The 18003-nt window shown below is 68.0% G+C and carries 10 protein-coding genes and 1 pseudogene; 6 read left to right on the top strand and 5 right to left on the bottom strand.

The genetic code is table 11. From position 1 onward, the window contains the following. Positions 1-186: 186 nt before the first annotated feature. On the top strand, positions 187-1107 hold the full coding sequence (locus tag FRC96_RS12145) for a hypothetical protein (protein WP_146974754.1): 921 nt from the start codon (positions 187-189) through the stop codon (positions 1105-1107). A gap of 352 nt (positions 1108-1459) precedes the next feature. Next, entirely contained in the window at positions 1460-2437 is a 978-nt protein-coding gene (locus tag FRC96_RS12140) for a hypothetical protein (protein WP_146974753.1), read from the top strand. A gap of 43 nt (positions 2438-2480) precedes the next feature. Here FRC96_RS12140 and FRC96_RS12135 read toward each other — a convergent pair whose 3' ends face one another. The 5 genes from FRC96_RS12135 to FRC96_RS12115 form a co-directional block, all read right to left on the bottom strand. Then, positions 2481-3059: a hypothetical protein gene (locus tag FRC96_RS12135; protein WP_146974752.1), complete on the bottom strand. Its 579-nt coding sequence runs from the start codon at positions 3057-3059 to the stop codon at positions 2481-2483. 164 nt (positions 3060-3223) lie between these two features. Then, positions 3224-5053 carry an ABC transporter ATP-binding protein gene (locus tag FRC96_RS12130; protein ID WP_146974751.1) on the bottom strand — a complete coding sequence of 610 codons (1830 nt, stop codon included), beginning with the start codon at positions 5051-5053 and terminating at the stop codon, positions 3224-3226. 75 nt (positions 5054-5128) lie between these two features. Beyond that, positions 5129-6121, bottom strand: a complete 993-nt coding sequence (locus tag FRC96_RS12125; RefSeq protein ID WP_146974750.1) for a homoserine kinase — start codon at positions 6119-6121, stop codon at positions 5129-5131. A 160-nt stretch (positions 6122-6281) separates the two neighbouring features. Then, positions 6282-7868: a hypothetical protein gene (locus FRC96_RS12120; RefSeq protein WP_146974749.1), complete on the bottom strand. Its 1587-nt coding sequence runs from the start codon at positions 7866-7868 to the stop codon at positions 6282-6284. Positions 7869-7874: 6 nt separating this feature from the next. Then, positions 7875-9086, bottom strand: coding sequence for a hypothetical protein (locus tag FRC96_RS12115; RefSeq protein ID WP_146974748.1), 1212 nt, complete (start codon positions 9084-9086; stop codon positions 7875-7877). Between the two features lie 423 nt (positions 9087-9509). Between FRC96_RS12115 and FRC96_RS12110 the strand changes: the two genes are divergently transcribed. From FRC96_RS12110 to FRC96_RS22135, 4 genes and pseudogenes are all read left to right on the top strand, one after another. After that, positions 9510-10937 (top strand): hypothetical protein, encoded by a 1428-nt coding sequence (locus tag FRC96_RS12110; RefSeq protein WP_146974747.1) that lies wholly within the window; start codon positions 9510-9512, stop codon positions 10935-10937. 390 nt (positions 10938-11327) lie between these two features. Beyond that, entirely contained in the window at positions 11328-11813 is a 486-nt protein-coding gene (msrB, locus tag FRC96_RS12105; RefSeq protein ID WP_434006978.1) for a peptide-methionine (R)-S-oxide reductase MsrB, read from the top strand. Positions 11814-12019: 206 nt separating this feature from the next. Then, positions 12020-13759, top strand: coding sequence for a carboxypeptidase-like regulatory domain-containing protein (locus FRC96_RS12100; RefSeq protein WP_146974746.1), 1740 nt, complete (start codon positions 12020-12022; stop codon positions 13757-13759). A gap of 281 nt (positions 13760-14040) precedes the next feature. Then, positions 14041-18003: pseudogene (locus FRC96_RS22135) on the top strand (carboxypeptidase regulatory-like domain-containing protein); the annotation flags it as partial.

Here is an 18003-nt window from a genome sequence, read left to right as displayed (position 1 = left end):
CGGGATTTGGTATCAGCACTGCTCTCTGGTCTATACAAAGGCCTCCCATCACGCAAGATGGCCTTTGTTTGCGCGGCCCGGCCACAATGTTATGGTCGCGCTTGCGCTGCCAGAGCTCGCTGCCCCAATCGCCGCCCTGCCCTGAATGACCCGCACCATGCGCGCTACCCCCTGTAGGAGTTGTCTGTGAAATCGTCCGCCCCCCTGAATCTATTTGCATTGCTGATCACCCTGAGCCTGGCCGCCTGCGCCACCGACGATCCCGCGCCGGTCTGCACCGGCGATGACACCGATGAACGGTGCGTCAGCGATACGGACACCGGTGACGACTCCGGTGACGAGCTTGATGCGGGCAACGACGTCACCGAAGAGCCCGATGTCACCGAGGAGCCCGATGTGACGGAGGAGCCCGATGTCACCGAGGAGCCCGATGTGACGGAGGAGCCCGATGCTGAGCCCGATGTCACCGAGGAGCCCGATGCTGAGCCCGATGTCACCGAAGAACCCGACGTGGACGAAGAGCCCGACGTGGACGAAGAACCCGATGTCACTGAGGAACCCGACGTCGCTCCTGATCCGACATCGGAGACCGTGACGATTCTGCTGGAGTGGACGGAGTCTCAGCCCGAGGACGTGGTCTACTCCGATCTGGATCTCTACTACTGCGAAGATGGCGTGAACTCTCTGGAGGACGCCAGCTGCGTCTACTGGAAGCATGACATTCAGGAGTGGGGACCGGGAGAGACGAATATCGCGGTGCTCTGGAATGACGCCGATGACGCCGGGCAGGTCGAGGATATTGAGCACGATACGCCGGCGAACGGGCGCTACCACCTGGGCGTGCAGGCGTATTGGGACGACGGCACCGGCGTGGGGGTCGGTGAGATCAACGCAACGGTGAAGGTGTTGGTCGGTGATGTGGAGGTCTACCGAGCCACCCAGGTCTTCGATACCTCGGCGACGATGTGGTACGCGGCGGTGCTGGACTGGCCCGAGCTGCGCTCTGGAGGCGGCGCGGGCATCAGCGAGGGGCCGGACTGTGTGAACAGCGCGCAGAACACGTGTGTGGGAGGCGGGCTCTACGACACGATGGTGTATCTCGACTAAACGAAAAGACAGATCGCGTGATCAGGCAGGGCAATCGCAACGTCCCACAAGGTTTTTTTTGGAGCCCCCACCCAATCCGTAGGGAGGGGTCTTGTGCCCCTCCGGAACTCCCAGGGCGGGGACCCACAAGGGGTCCCCCTACGGTGGCGGGTGGTGGGAACCCACTTTGCGATTGCCCTGCGTGATCAGACGGCGGCCCCTCCCGAGTGTTGGGAGGAGGCCGCCGCGTTTGCCTCTGGCGCGGGCGAATTTGACAATCGGCGCGTCTCCGTCGAGGGTTAACGTATTGTAATGCATGGATGGGCGGCGACGTGAGAGCCGCAGCGATGACAGAGAGATGCGGAGCCGAAAGGTGAAAATAAAAGCGTGCGTGGTGATGGGGGTGTTGTGGATGGTGGGCTGTGCGGAGAGCGTCGAGCAGCTCGATCCCTGTGCTGGCAATGCGTTTTCGCCCGAGTGCATTGAGGAGCCCATTCGCCAGGGCGATGGCCCGGATGTGGGTGGCAATGACGAAGACAGCGGGACGCCGGACGCTGGCCATGATCCCAATCCGCGGCCCGATACGGGCAGCGACCCCGATACGGGGAGCGACCCCGATGTGGGCAATGACCCCGATGTGGGCAATGACCCCGACACCGGCAGTGACCCCGACACCGGCAGTGACCCCGACACCGGCAGTGACCCCGATGTGGGCAATGACCCCGATGTGGGCAGCGACCCCGATGTGGGCAGCGATCCCGATGTGGGCAATGACCCCGATGTGGGCAATGACCCCGATGTGGGCAGCGACCCCGATGTGGGCAATGACCCCGATGTGGGCAATGACTCGAGCCTGCCCTCGGAGGTGCGCGTTGAGCTGTGGTGGTCGTACGAGGGCTCTATCGTGGAGCCGGATCTCGATATTTATTATTGCCCGCAATCCGCAGGGATGTTCAGCGGTCCGGGCTGTGTGTACTGGAACAATGCCTGGACGACCTGGGGCGGCTCAACGCTCTCGTTGAGCGACGCGCAGTCGCCCTATACCGATGAGGTGTTGGTGCACACCAACCCGGAGCCGGGGCGCTATCACGTGGGGGTGTATGCGAGCTATTTTGGCAACGCCTGGCACCGGGTGCCCGCCTATTTAACGGTGGAGATCGACGGGATCGTGGTCTTTACTGACGAGGTTTCCTTTGGCAACAACCAGGAGGGGAGCCTGTGGTATGGGGCGGTTATTGATCTGCCCCTGGATGGGGCCAGGGGAGGCGTGTACGCCGGCCTCCCCTGCACCTGGGGAGGGTGCTGGACCAACGGGACGTACCCCGATCGGGACACCACGCTGGAGCCTTAAGTCCGGCGCACCTCGCCAGGGATGGGCGATCATCTGCCGAGGCTCAACGCACGTGACGTCGGCCGAGCAGGCCGGCGGCGTGCAGGACCATAAAACCTAAAAGCACCACCGAGATCGCCCAGGGGCTCCCCTGGGCGCCTTCGCTCTGGCAGCCGGCGACGCGGGCATCGGGAGCATCGGGGTTATCGGCGTCGGGGACGCCGGCGTCGTTGAGGGCGGCGCCGATGCGCTCACCGAGGGAGAGTCCGGAGTCGGCGGCGTCATCGTCGGCGTCGGCGCTGCGATCGGGGCGCGGCTGACCGGGGACGTGCGGTTGGGTGCGCTGGCCGGGCATGTCGGCGTCTCCGGCGTCTCCGGCATCACCCGCATCGGAGCTGTAAGGCGCGGGGGTGTCCCCGGCGTCGGGCAGGGTGGGTGTGGGCGCGGGTTGGGTGGAGTCGGGTGGAAGCGTGCCCGGGGGGGCGGTGCCCGGCGGGGGCGTCTGCTGGGCCAGGGGGCGCATCTCAAGACGATCACGATCGGGGGGGGCGGCGTCGGGTGAAGACGCCTGAGCTGGCGAGGTGCAGAGGATGGAGACGAGGGCGATGAGGATGGCGCGCGCGCGCAGGTGAGAGCAGGCCATAGCGGGTTCCCCCCGGGAGAGTGTGGACGCCGTGAGCTATCAAACAGGTGCCGGTCGTGATGTGACGGGCACGTCTCTGAAAGTAAACACGGCTGCGGGGCGCGGCTTATCTGGCCTGCCTACATGGCGAGGGCGTACTCAGCCGCGACTTACTCCACCACGACCTACTCAACAACGTCGGGGGCGGCCTGGTGGGTGTTGCCGGTCTGGATGTTCCAGAGGGCGGCGTAGTCGCCGCCGAGGGCGACGAGCTCATCGTGGGAGCCCTGCTCGATGATGCGGCCCTGATCCATGACGATGATGTGATCGGCGGCGCGGACCGTGGAGAGGCGGTGGGCGATGATGATCATGGTGCGGTCTTGAGCCAGGCGGTTCATCGAGCGCTGGATGGCGGCTTCGGTGGCGTTGTCGACGGCGCTGGTGGCCTCATCGAGGATGAGCACGCGGGGGTCGCGCAGCACGGCGCGGGCGATCGAGATGCGCTGCTTCTGGCCGCCGGAGAGGGTTTCGCCGCGTTCGCCCACGATGGTGTCGTAGCCGCGGGGCAGCTCTTCGATGAAGGGGTGGGCTTCGGCCTGGCGGCTGGCGCGCAGGATGGCGTCGTCGTCGGCATCGAAGGAGCCGTAGGCGATGTTCTCGCGCACGGTGCCATGAAAGAGAAAGGTCTGCTGGCTGACCAGGCCGATGGCGCGGCGCAGATCGTCGGTGCGCAGCTCATGGAGGGGGGTGCCGTCGATGCGCACGGTGCCCTTTGCGGGCTCAAAGAAGCGCATCAGGAGGTTGATGAGGGTGGATTTTCCGGCGCCGGTGGCCCCGACCACGCCCAGGGTGGCGCCGGCGGGGATGCGCAGGTTGAAGTTTTGGAGGATGGGCTCGCGATCGGGGTAGGCGAACTCGACGTCTTCGAAGACGAGCTCTCCGCGGGCGCCCTCTTTCTCAAAGGGGGTCTGGCCGCTGATGATGGAGATGGGGGTGGCCAGGAGGTTGAGGACGCGGCGCGTCGACGCCATGGCGCGCTGGTAGAGATCGAAGGTTTTGCCCAGGCGAGTCAGGGGCCAGAGCAGGCGCTGGGTGAGAAAGACGAGCACCGAATAGACGCCCACGGCCAGGGTGCCCTCAATGGCAAGCATCCCGCCGTAGAGGAGTGTGGCGGTAAAGCCCAATACAATCGCCATGCGGATCAGCGGGCTGAACGCGGCGCTTAAGCGGATGGCGGCGCGGTTGGCCTGGCGGTAGTCATCGCTCTCCTGGGCGATGCGGCGGGTCTCGTAGCCTTCGGTGGCAAAGGCCTTGATGGTGGCGATGCCCGAGAGGTTGTTGGCGAGCTGGCCGTTCAGGCTCGCGACCTGCTCGCGCACACGCGCGTAGCGGGGCGCCAGCATGCGCTGAAACTTAAACGATCCCCAGATGATGATGGGGACCGGGAGCATGGCCATCCAGGCCACCTGGGGCGCCAGGATAAAGAAGGTCGTGACGATGACGATGGCGGTGGTGGCGACCTGCAGAATATCGTCGGCGCCGGTGTCGAGAAAACGCTCCAGCTGGTTGATGTCGTCGTTAAGGATGGCCATCAGCCCGCCGGTGGACTGCTCGTGGAAGTAGGCCATCTCCAGGTTCTGGATGTGGTTGTAGGCGTCCTGGCGAAGGTCGTGTTCGATGGTCTGAGCGAGGTTACGCCAGAGCCATTCTTGCAAATACTGGAAGGCGCTCTCCAGGCCCCAGACGATGACGGTGAGCGCCGAGAGGGCGATGAGCTGGTGGGTGACATCGACGATGCCCAGCGAGGCGACCAGGGAGTCTTCCTGCTCGACGACCACGTCGATGGCCGCGCCGATGAGTGCGGGCGGGGCCAGGTCGAAGATCTTGTTGAGCACCGAGGAGGTGGCCGCCGCCCAGACGCGTTTTCGGTGCGGCCGGGCGTAATGGAGCAGGCGTTTGAAGGGGTGTTCCGACTCGGAAGAGAGGCGTTGGGGGTTGACGTCGGGGGCGCTCATAGGATCTCGGTGCTGCGGGGAGGTAAAGCGGAAACGCGGGACGCTCAAACGCGCGGGTGGAGCATCTTCAACCTGTTATCTGTCGAGGATGGGGCCGCGCTCGATGATGTGGGCGCCCAGGCCGTTGACCGGGGAGTGGAAGGCGCGGGCGTTGACGCCGGCCTCTTCAAAGGCGTTGAGCATGGCCTCGGCGATCTGGCTTTTGCGGGCGCGGAAGTCGTGCAGCGCAAAGAGGGTCGGCCCGGCCCCGGAGATGGAGACGCCCAGGGCGCCGGCCTTGAGCGCGGCGTCTTTGACGGCGGCGAAGCCCGGGATGGTGGGGGCGCGCTGGGGCTCGACGACCAGATCATGGAGCGAGCGGGTGATGAGCTCGCGGTCGTCGCGGAAGCAGCCGGTGATGAAGCCAGCGAGGTTGGCGGACTGGGCGACATGGGCCTTGAGCGGCAGCGTCTCGCTGAGCTGGGCGCGGGAGAGGCGCACGTCGACGGCGAGCTCGGGCACGACGACCACGGCGCCAAAGTCGTGGGGGACGGGGATGCGCACGACATCAAAAGGATCCATCGCGCGCACGAGGATGAGTCCGCCGAGCATGGCCGGGGCGACGTTGTCGCCGTGGGGCTGGCCGGCGGCCAGGGTTTCGCCCAGGAGCGCGTATTTAAAGCGCTCGGGGAGGGAGAGGGGGGTATCGAGCACGGCGCTTGCGGCCACCACGGCGGCCACCGCGCTGGTGGCCGCGCCGCCCAGGCCGCGGGAGGTGGGGACGCCTTTAAAGACGCGGACCTCCAGGCCGAAGTCGAGCTTTTTGTCGATGGCCATCTGCACCAGGCCGGCGGTGGCGGTGTTGGCCTTCGGGTCGTCGGGGAGCGCGTTGAGCAGGGCGTCGTCGCCGCGGATCTCCACCAGGTGCACGCCGGGTTTTTCGACGCGCTCGACGCGCACACGGTCGGAGAGGCCGATGGCGCCGTCGACTTCGCTTAAGCTGAAGCCGAGGATATCAAAGCCCACCGCGACGTTGGCGATGGTGGCCGGGGCGACGGCGGTGGCGTGCTGGAGGCGTTGGTCGAGCATGGAAGATCCTTTTCACGGCAGGAGCGATGGTGGTGACGATGGCAAACCATCAGCGGTCAGGAGGCCCCGGAGGTGCGGGCGACATCAACAGACATCAACAGACATAAAGGGGCGTATCTACGGGACGTTCGGGATGGCCGGGCGCCCATCACCGCCCCCTTTAAAAGCGGTAGCGGATGCCCAGATCGGAGCTGAAGGGGAGGTTGAGCAGGTCCTCTTCGACCGGGCTGAGGTAATAGCCCAGGGAGGTGTTCAGCGTCAGCCAGAGCGAGCGGGTCAGGCGCAGGGAGAGGCGCGGGTTGAGGTGGGCGCCGAGCAGTGGCGAGTTCATGTCGTAGGTGCGGGTGCCGAGATCGCCGGGGCAGAGGAGATCGGGGGCGGGGATGCAGCTCTTGTCGGTGAAGACGCGCACCTCCGAGAGGCTGGCCAGCTCGAAGCTCGCGGCGATGCCCAGCTCCAGGGGGCCGAGCTCCCAGGCCAGGCGGCCGCCCAGCCAGGAGCGCAGGGTGGTGAAGTCGTCGCGCAAGAGCCCGTTGTAGTCGCGCAGCGAGTTGAGGAGCTGCAGGCCGGCGACGAGCTGAAACTCCCGGGTGAGCGCGTAGCTGACGCCCAGGCCCACGCCGATGTTGCCAAAGGGGCTCTGCAGCGGGGGGGCGACGCTCAAAAACGAGGCGTAGGCCATGCCCAGCTCCAGGCCCAGGCGGCCCTGGCCGCGGCTGGCCCGGAGATCGTCGGGGTTGGTCAGGGGCTCCTCATCGGGCAGGAGCACGCAGGCGGCCAGGCGGCTGGCCAGGCGGTTGGCGGCGTTTTGCAGGAGCGCCGGCTCCAGGCTGGCCAGGCGGATCGCCTCCGGCGGCAGAAAGCTCTCGGACTGCGCCTCGTAGAGAAAGGCGATGACGGTAAAGTCCTGCTCGGAGGTGGATGCGGCGCCGGCGGTGGGCTCGGCGGTGGGTTCTGCGAAAGCGTCGCCTGGCGAGGTGGGCAGCGCGAAGGTGTAGAGGAGGTAGTCGGCCTGCAAGAGCTCGGCGCTGCGGGCGGCCTCCTCAAGGGAGGGGCCGCCACTGGCGAGCTCGCGAAAGAGGGTGTCGCGGGCGCTGCGGTAGTACTGGACGATGAAGTCCGGATAGTAGCCCGGGAGGATGCGCCGGGTGGGGTCGAGCAGGATCATCTCCTGCATCAGCTCTAAGGGGCGCACCACGTTGGTGCCCTCTTCCAGGTAGCTCAGGGCCAGAAAGAGCAGGGTGTGGGCGATCTCCTCGGGGGCGATGCGATCGTGGTCGATGGCGCGGTAGTTCTGGAGCGCGCGCTCCAGGTGCGCGATGGCGTCATCGGCCTGCAGCCGCTTAAACGACTCTTCGCCCATCTCGGCCCACTGGCGCGCCAGGGCCAGGGTGCCCTCGTAGAGGGGCTCGGAGGTGATGGCGTCTTTGAGGGCGTCGGAGGCGACGAGCTCGAAGTCATCGGTGGGCAGAAAGTAGCGTCGGGCGCCGCGCTCCAGGCTCTGGTGGAGCTCGGTGGCCAGGGCTTCGTCGAGCGCATCGAGCTGGCTGGAGGCGGCGAAGGCGCGGGCATCGGGGGCGATGGCCAGGCGCGGGGGGCGCGCATCGTCGGGCTCGGGCGCGCTCTGGGCGGCAGCCTCGGCGCTCAGAGCGACCAAAGACAGGCAGAAGGCCCACGACGCCAGCGCCCGGGCCACCGCGGGCGTTCGCCGCGACCGGGATGTGGGGGTCGTGGTCGACGGGGGCATCGCGACTCAGTTGTACGGGAAAAGCCTGGGAAGCAGGACCTCATCGGCCTGCAAGTAATCGGTGGTGAGCACGAGGTCGACGGCGTTGGACACGATCCCCGGCCGGGGCCTGGGGGGGAGTCTGAGGGCGACGACCTCATCGTTATAGAAGAAGACCTGCGCGATGTAAAAGTGTTGGTTGGGGTTGGCCTCATCGAGGCCCTCGATGCGCGCGCGCAGGTTGGCGTCGAGCTGGTCGAGGGAGCCCTCGACAAAGAAGATGGCCTGACCCCAGCCGTTGGTCTCAATGCCCTCGGGGGCGTCTTCGACGACGCCGCTCTGCAGGCTGGTGGCGACAAGGGGCTCTTCGTTGATGTTCCAGGCGAAGCGCTCCTCGCTCTCGGCGTCGTCGATGACCACGGGGTGAGCCAGGCCGAAGCGGGTGGTGCCGCTCCTGGCGAGGATGCGATCGGGGGGCGGCGGCACGCTTAAGCGCAGATCGCCGGTGATGGCGTTGTCGCCGGGGAGGAACTGGGCGCCGGGGGTCAGGCGCACCGAGGGCTCGGTGCGGTTGATGGCGACCAGGACGATGGCGCCGTTTGTATTGACGGCCTCCACCCCGACCCAGAGCAGGCTGAAGACGGGGTGACGCAGGGTGTAGGTTTCTGGCGAGAAGGCGTTGGTGGTGGCGCCGAAGCGTGCGCGCAGGATCAGATCGTCGATGGTCTGGCAGGCGGCGTTGGGGAGCGAGGAGGAGGCTTCCATCAGGAGGGATGAGGGGGAGGCCTCGTCGTCGCGCTGGACCAAAAGCTGGAGGCGATCCTGGGCGTCGAAGCGCCCGCTTAAGCTTAAGCCCTGGTGGCGCGCGGTGGGGAGCAGGCGCAGATCGAAGGCGCGGTCGTCCTCGTTAAATGGCGAGGGCTGGGTCCAGGCGCAGCGGGACTGGTTCTCGGGGGCGTAGGCGTCTTCGCGGGCGCTGGCGCTGGCGAGCTCGTAGAAGCGCACGATCGCGCGCACGTCGTCGCCAAAGCGAAAGAGGTCGACGGCCAGGGCCTCATCGTCGAGCTCGGTGATGAGCGTCTGGCGGTAGTGGCCGCTTAAGTCGTCTTCGAAGGTGGGGCAGGCTGTGAGCGTCAGGGCGACAAGACCCAGCACGAGCGTGGCGATGCCCCGAAGCCCCCGAGAGGACCGAGGGGCCAAAACGTGCCGGGCAGGTTGTGAGACGAGGGCAGCGCGCATGGTACAGCCTCAACAAAACGAGAGGATCCGCGAGATGGGGATCCTTCTGGCAGTATAGGCCACAAGGGGCCGAAGGCCAAAGGGTGTAGGTGCAGGTGCGCGCCACGCGGCGTTGCGGGGCCCCCGGGCGGTGGGGGCGCGCTCCGGGGGTGGAGCAGCGCTTGACCAGATCGAGGTGGCTCGGGTCCGAATGGCGAGTTTGCGGGGCATGGCGAGCGCGCGATCGGACGCTTGAAACGAGGACGTCCGTGGATTAAGAGCGCCTGCAGGCGGTGTCGGCAGAGATCTTGCACAAAGGTCATGCAGGCCCGCGTCAGCCCGGGCCGGATCTGGCCAGCGCTCGCGCGCAACGCCGAGATCTTGTGGGCAGCCGCCCGGTGCACTACGCTTCTGTGCGTGGAGATCCCCCTGATGAAAAGCTCAATGACATCGATAACGAACTGGCTTGGACGCACAGCGCTTGCGGGGGCGCTCTCACTCGGTGCGCTCAGCCTGGGCGCGAGCGGCTGCGGCGAAAGTTTCGATGAGTCCGCCGAAGCCGACCCCAGGTTTGACGCTGATAACGACGCCAACCCTGGCGAGCCGGTGCCCTCGCTGGGCGACGCCGAGCAGGCGCTGATCGCCCATGACGTGGCCGGGGCGCGGGCGATGTACCAGCAGCGCCTGGAGATCAACCCGGCCGACGGAGACGCGGCGGCCGGTCGAGCGCTCTGCGATCTCTTGCTGGTTCCGGGGATGGCGGAGGTCGGGAGGCTGCTCACCGAGTCGCTGGGGGCATCCGAGCCGCTCGATGCCGCTGAGGTCCTCTACGGCAACGAGGGGCTTTTGTACTGGGCCAGCCGCGGGGCGCGCTGGGCCGACGACGGCCAATACCAGGGGATCCGCAGCCTGCTGGCCCCCGAGCTCCCCTGGGAGCTTGAGGAGCTGGAGTCGATCACCCGTTTTGTCGAAGGACTCCATGAGCCGGGCGACACCCTGGCGCGCCACCTGGTGAGCATCGCCAACGCGCTGGGCGGGCTCGATGCGCAGCTGCAGGTGGCGATCGACGATCCGAACTTCGTGCGCTTTTATGTGCCCGGGGAGGTCTTTCATGACCCCTCCCTGAGCCTGACGCTGGGGCGCGCGGAGCTGGCGACGATTCAGGCCGCGCTGCAGGTGGTGCGCGCGGCGCTCTACGCGATCTCGGCCTACGAGCATAGCTGGACGCTGGAGGAGACCTTTGGCGCCTGGCGCCAGGATGTGAACCTGGACGACGAGCGCTATGTGGCCGGCTACACCCCGACCGACTACACGGTGAGCTACCTGGACGCGCGGCTCTTTCGGCGGGTGGCGCAGCCGGATCGTTTGCAAGCCTCGCGCACCGCGCTCAAAGACGCCCTCTCCCGGGCCCGCGACGCGCTGCGTATGGGTCTGACCAGCGAGGTGCAGACGACCCTGCAGTGGGAGCAGCCCACCGTGGAGAATATCCAGCGCATCGACGCGCTCTTCAGCGCGCTGGCCGACGCGCTCTACGGGCCGACCGCCCTGCCCTACAGCGAGCCGGCGGTGATGCTCAACCTCTCGAGCTTTTTTGAGGGCGGGCGAGCGCTGCCGGCCGAGATCCCCTGGATGGTGCGCACCGAGTCGCTCTCGCGCGGCGATGAGGGCACGGAGACGACGGAGGGGAACTTCCCCTGGGAGCTCAACCCGGAGGCGGTGGAGGTGGGACTTCGCCAGGGGGTGGTCGAAGGCGTGAGCGCCGAGGAGAACGTCAACGTCGATCTTGGCGAAGGCGGGCTTGGCGGCTTTCTGGAGGCTCTGGGCGGCGCCTATGTCGACGCGGTGCAGGACGTCTACTTCACCACCCGCTGACGGGGGCGTTCCACGACCCTCCGCGCGCTCTGCCGACCTGTTGAAGAGGGGCCGCGACCGACGCGCGGGCAGGCCACAGCGAGGGTGGCCTGAGCGCTCGCTTCACACGATGTGGCAATACCCCGGCGTGCTCCTGTGTTACGATGGGTGCGTGCGCTGGTTGAACTTTGCCCCAGGATCGCTGTGACGTCTCGAACCGACCGGACCTCCCCTCTTCGCTTTCTCAAACGCCCGATGCTCGTGGGGGCGCTCAGCCTGATGGCGCCTGGACTTCTGAGCGGCTCGAGCTGCAGCGCGAACTCCTCGACGGAGACGCAGCTGCGGCCGCGTTATGTGGTCGGTCAGGCGCAGAGCGCGCAGGTGGCCGAGGAGTCTTTTGAGCGGCCAACGCTGGAGGAGATCCCGATCCGGGAGGCCGAGCCCGAGGTGCAGCTCAGCGAGGAGGAGTGGCGCGAGCGCCTGACCCCGGCCCAGTACCGGGTGCTGCGCGAGGAGGGCACCGAGCGGGCCGGCAGCGGGGAGCTGCTGCACGTTAAAGAAGAAGGGACCTTTGTGTGTGCGGGCTGCGGCCAGGCGGTCTTCTCCTCGGAGCATAAGTACGACTCGCGTACGGGCTGGCCGAGCTTCTATGCGCCGATCTCGGAGGAGGCGGTGGGCACGAAGATGGACACCAGCCACGGGATGCGCCGGGTGGAGGTGCATTGCAGCCGCTGCGGCGGGCACCTGGGGCATATTTTTCCGGATGGGCCGGCGCCCACCGGGCTGCGCTACTGCATCAACTCGGTGTCGATGGGCTTTACGCCGGCCGATGAGGCGCCGGTCGAGACGCCTCCCTCCGACGATATGCCCGCCGAAGACGCACCGGCGACGCGCTAGCGCCCCGCAACTCGCCGCGGCCCGGATCGCGTGTCACCGCGCGGCGGCGCGGGGATGGTGTCGGCGCGGGGGAGCGGGGTTTGAATACGCCAAGCCCGTAATTTTACAGCTGAATTGACATTCTCCACCCCTTTCTCCAAGGTGATCCCGTCTGGGCGCTCCTCCCGCGCCTGCCGAAATCCCCTGACAAAACGGTGGAGTACATCATGTTTCATCACGCGACTACTGGTCTGCGCACCCTGGCCGCGGGCGTCTTCGCCCTGGGCCTTGTCGCCTGCGGTTCCGACGCCGAGGTCAACGAGCCTCAAGCCACAGAGGGCGCCATCGTGGGGATGGTCTCCTTAAGCGACGGCGAAGACGCCGAGGGTGTGCTCGTGGAGACGGGCGCCCGCTCGACGACCACCGCCGACGACGGCTCGTTTCGTTTTGAAGACGTGAGCGCCGGCGCCGTTCTGGTGAGCGCGAGCCTGGAGGGCTACCGCCCGGCCGAGGCCTTTATCACCGTGATCGCCGGGCAGGACAACGCCGTGCAGCTGGTGCTGGAGCCCCGCTCGGCCGGCCCGCAGATCGTCAGCCTGAGCGCCGATGTGAGCGCGCTTGCTCCCGGTGAGCAGACCGGCGTGCGCGTGGAGGCCATCGACCCGGAAGGTGGGACGCTTGAGGTCAGCTGGAGCGCCACCGGCGGCTTTGAGGTGGAGGCCGATAGCGACGACCCCTTCTCGGCCACGCTGACCGCCCCCGAGGAGGCCGGCGCCGCTGGCGAGGTCGTGGTCACCGTCACCGACAGCGACGATCGTCAGGCCGAAGAGCGCCTGAGCGTGAGCACCGTCGGCAACGCCGCTCCGCAGATCACCTCGATCGTCGCTGACGCCGCGGTGGTGGCGCGCGGCGCTCAGGTGGGCTTGAGCGTCGACGCCACCGACGCCGAAGGCGGCGCGCTCACCTACGCCTGGAGCGCCCCCGAAGGTTGGGAGCTCGACGCCACCGACCAGGCCAGCGTGGTGGCCACCGCCCCTGATGCTCCGGGCGAAGTTGGCAGCTTCTCGGTCGTGGTCAGCGACGCGCAGGGCGCCCAGGCCAGCGCGCAGCTCAGCGTGAGCACCGCCCAGAACCAGGCCCCGCGCATCCGATCGGCCACCGCCCTTCCCGCCGAGGTGCTTCCCGGCGCGGAGATCGATCTTCAGGCCGAGGCCGTCGACGCCGAGGGCGACGCGCTGCTCTACGAGTGGCTGGTTCCCGAAGGCTGGGAGGTCTCCAGCGTCGTCGGCGCCCAGACCACCCTGACCGCCCCCGACGCCTACGGCGTCTCCGGGCGCATCACGCTGATCGTCAGCGACGACTTTGGCGCCACCGACCAGACCGAGCTCGTGGTCAGCACCCTGACCAACCAGGGCCCCACCATCTCCAGCCTCATCACCACCCGTCCGGTAGCGAACCCCGATGAGCTGGTGTTTCTGGAGGCCATCGCCTCGCACCCCTTTGAGGAAGAGCTCACCTACAGCTGGGAGGCCACCGGCGGCTTCAGCGTCATCACCGAAAACCGCCCGGTGAATGCGCCCGCGCTGCGCTCCCCGGACCAGGAAGGCGCCGTGGGCACCGTGCGCCTGACCGTCAGCGACTCGGCCGGCGTCACCGCTGAAGCGGCGCTCGTGGTGCAGACCCGCACCTATGCTGCGCCCATCATCAACAGCATCACGGCCATCTCTCCTGCGGAGTTTGGCGACAGCGCGCTGGTCTCCGTCTCGGCCCGCGACCCGGAGGGTGGCGACCTGAGCTACGTCTGGACCACCACCAGCGAGAGCGTCGTCATCCTCTCGCCAACCTCCCGCACCACCGAGATCCTCGGCGGCAACCCCGGAGACGTTGTGGTGCTGACCGTGGAGGTCACCAACTCCGTGGGCAAAACCACCCGCGGGGAGGCGCGCGTGCGCATCCCGAATCTCTAACTAATTTTGCATCGCCCCCCTCTCCCACGCCATCTGCGCGTGACGAGATCGAAGCCCGCAGCGCACTCCATGCGCTGCGGGCTTTTTCATGTCCATCACCTCAGCCCCCCTGGCGCGATCGAATTTCAGGTGTGATGGTCGCCGCCCTCTTGACCAGATTTGCAAAATCACAAATGTAAAGTTATGTTGCACAAGTTCCATCCCTCAACACCTCTGCCACCCCACCCGAACGTCCGGTCACCTCCTGGCCCGGCGTTCCTTCTGCGATAAGGAGCGTCATCATGCACGTCGTACGCCTGCATTGGACCCTGTGGCCGGTTGCGAGCCTGCTCGTCACCGGCCTTGGCCTGGGGTGCGGAGCCCCGGATGACACCCCCGGCGAGCTGCAGTCGCCTCCGGTGGGCACGATCGTGGGGCAGGTCACGCTGGAAGACAGCGCGGACGCCTCCGGGGTACGCGTGGAGGTAGGCGCGGCGCACGTGCTCACCGAAGCCGACGGCCGCTTCAGCTTCACCGTGGCCACCGGCAGCCGCCTGGTCGTGGCGTCGCTGGAGGGCTATGAGCCGCAGCAGGGTGAGGTCGAGGTCCTCGAAGACGAAGAGGTCGAGCTCAACCTGACCCTCTCGCGCGTCAACGCCGCCCCCGAGATCCGTGCGCTCAGCGCGGAGCGCGAGGTGCTCCTCCCGGGTGAGTCGGTCGAGGTGGAGGTCGACGCCATCGACGCCAACGGCGACGCGCTCAGCTACGCCTGGGAGGCCAGCGAGGGCTTTGTGGTAGAAGCCGGCGATTCCCCCGGCGCCTCGGTCAACGTGGTGGCCCCCGAGGGCTTCGGCGTGAGCGGAGAGGTGAGCGTCGTGGTCAGCGACGGGCGTGGTGGCGAGTCGAGCGCGACGTTGAGTTTGAGCACACGCAACAACGCCGCCCCGAGCATTTTGAGCATGTCGGCCGATCCGGCCTCGCTCTCCCCCGGCGGTGTGTCGGTGGTGCGCGTGGCGGCCGAAGACGCCGACGGCGACGCGCTCACCGTGACCTTCAGCGCCCCGGAAGGTTGGGCGTTGAGCGTCGACGAAGACGATCCTTTTGTGGCCGAGGTCAGCGCCCCGGACCAGCCCTCGGTCAGCGCGGCGATTGTGGCGGTGGTCCGCGATCCTTTTGGCGCCGAGGCCACGCAAGAGCTTAACCTGAGCACCGCCGCCAACAACGGCCCGCGCGTGCGCAGCCTGGTTGCGCTTCCGGCCCGCGTCGCCCCCGGCGCCACCCTGGAGCTCGTCGCCAGCGCGGTCGACGCCGATGGCTGGGATCAAGACCTCCTCTACGAGTGGCTGCTCCCCGAAGGCTGGTCGAGCGACACCATCGTCGGTCCCTCCATCGACGTTGTGGCCCCGCAGACCTACGGCGCCTCGGCGCGCATTGAGCTGATTGTGAGCGACCGCTACGGCGTCGAAGACCGCGCCGAGATCGTGGTGAGCACCGAGGAGAACCTCGGCCCCCGCATCACCTCGCTCATCGTCACCCCGCCGGTGGCCGAGCCCGGCGAACTTCTGGAGGTTGAGGCCAGCGCCTCGCACCGCTTCGAAGACGCCGCCGCGCTCACCTACACCTGGGAGGCCCCGCAGGGCTGGGAGGTCATCACGACCAGCCGTCCGGTGGGCCAACCTCTGCTGCGTGCCCCGCAGACCGAAGGCGTCAGCGGCGCGCTCACCCTCACCGTCACCGACGGTGCCGGCGCCAGCACCAGCGCCCAGACCACCGTGCAGACCCGCACCCTGGGAGCTCCGATCATCACCTCCATCAACGCCGACCTCGCCAGCCTCGTCCCCGCCTCCACCACTCGACTCGCCGTGCTGGCCAGCGACCCGGAAGGCGGCGACTTAAGCTACGCCTGGAGCGGCCCGGCGGGCTGGCAGATCGATGACGCCAGCCTGCGCCGCCCCACCATCACCGCGCCGGCTGGCTACCAGCAGTCGGCGACCTTCCGCGTCGACGTGAGCAATGAGGCCGGCAAGAGCGCCCGCGCCGAGATCATCGTCTCGACCATGGCCAACCCCGGCCCGAGCATCGCGCTGGCCTCGGCCCAACCCGACCAGGTGGTGCGCGGCGGGGAGATCGAACTTTCGGTCGACGCCTCCCACCCCCACGGCCTGGAGCTGAGCTACGCCTGGACGGTGCCCGCGGGCTGGACGCTCCTGAGCGACGGCCACCCGGCCCACGCGCCGCACCTCCAGGCCCCGGCCACCTCCGGCGAATCCGGCCAGGTCGTGGTCACCGTCAGCGACAGCGCCGGCGGTGAGGCTTCCTACGCTATCGGCGTGCACACCCTTCGCAACCAGGCCCCGGCCATCGCCGAGCTCGTCGTCGCCACCTCGCTCGTCGCCCCTGGCGAGGTTGTGGAGGCCTCGGTGGTCGCCACCGACGCCGACGCCGACGCGCTCACCTACAGCTGGAGCATCCCCGAAGGCTGGACCATCGTGGAAGGTCAGGACGCCGCCACCGTACGCGTGCAGACCCCCGATCAGTACGACGTCTTTGAGCAGCTCACCGTCACCGTCTCCGACGGGCAGGCACAAAGCTCGGCCAGCGCCACCATCGGCACCCGCTCCAACCGCGCCCCGCAGGTCAACGCCTTCTACGCCGACCGCATCATCGCGCAGGCCGGTGAGTCGATCGCGCTGACCATTGACGCCGAAGACCCGGATGGCGACGACTTCATGGTCCTCTGGGAGAGCAGCGATCCCAACTTCCTGGTCGGCACCACCGCGCCGGGTCAGGGTAGCGTGCAAACCTCGTCGGTGCGCGGCGCCTCCAGCCTCATCACCGCGCGCCTCGAAGATCTTCACGGCGCGACCACCTCGGTGAGCCTGCGCGTCTCGACCTACCCCAACCGCGCCCCGCAGATCGTGCAGGTGCGCGCCCCGGCCTCCATCCTCCCCGGAGAGCTTGCCGAAGTTCAGCTGAGCATCGAAGACGCCGACGGCGACGCGACCTCGGTGGCCTGGTCGGTCGATCACCCCGCCGCCTCACTGAGCCCCTCCGGCGACGCGGCCACCTTAAGCGCGCTCAACATCGGCGAAGCCTACACCGCCACGATCAGCTATGAGGTCAGCGACGGTCAGGGCGCGCTGAGCACGGGCTCTGTGGCCATCCAGGTGCGCGAGGGCGGCCAGCCCGCCCCCTTCAGCTTCGCGGACAGCGGCACGCCGGTGGACGCCGAGATCACCTCCGACGCCGTGGTCGCCGCCGGCTTTGAGGGCCAGGTCCTCGCCACGGTCAGCGGCCCCTGCGCGCTGCGTATCGACGGAGCCGCGGCCACCTCCGGCGCTCCGGTTGAAGCCGGGCAGTCGCTTCAACTTCATTACCCCGGCGGCCCGGTCGGCAGCGTCAGCTGCCAGCTGAGCCTGGCCGCGACCAGCGCCTCCTGGAACCTCACCATCTTCGAGCCCCTGCCGCTGGTCTTCGACACCTGCGACACCTCCGGTCGCTTCGGCCCCGAGCAGGCCGACTGCGACACCACCTACGCCGACGCCGACCTCTACGCCCCGCGCAGCGTCTCGGTCACAGCCGGCATGCAGCGCTGGAGCGTCCCCACCTCCGGCATCTACCGCATCGAAGCGCTGGGCGCGGCCAGCGGCGGCGCCCGCGACGACCACCAGAGCCGCGGCGCCCGCATCCAGGCTGAGTTCGAGCTGGAGGCCGGCGAGGAGCTCGTTATTGCCGTCGGCCAGATGGGCGGCATCAACGCCTCGGGTTACGAATGGGGCGGAGGCGGCGGCACCTTCGTCGTGCTCAACGACGAGCCGCTGCTCGTCGCCGGCGGCGGCGGAAGCCCGGGAGGTTGTAGCGTGTATACCGGGGGCAACGCGCTGGGCATCGGCGGCCAGACCACCCCGGAGGGCAGCGCCGGCAACGGCGGCGGACCGGCCGGCGGCACCGACGGAAACGGCGGAGCAGCCACCACCAACAGCTACCCCGGCGGCGCCGGCGGGGGCTTCTACTCCCACGGTCAGAGCGGCACCCGCAACTACTACGGCGGCTGCGAGTCCAGCGTCAACGCTTCGGCCGGCGTGACCTACCTGCCCTTTGAGCTCGACGCCAACCGCACCCAGGGCGGCGGAAGCTTTGTGAGCGGCGCCATCGGCGGCCGCGGCTGTTATCAGCCCACAAACGGCTTCGGCGGCTTCGGCGGAGGCGGCGGTGCCGGCGGTTGCGGCGGCGCCGGCGGCGGGGGCTACTCCGGCGGCGGAGGC

The organism is Lujinxingia vulgaris (assembly GCF_007997005.1).
Lineage (GTDB): Bacteria > Myxococcota_A > Bradymonadia > Bradymonadales > Bradymonadaceae > Lujinxingia.
This window is presented reverse-complemented; position numbering and strand designations above follow the sequence as displayed.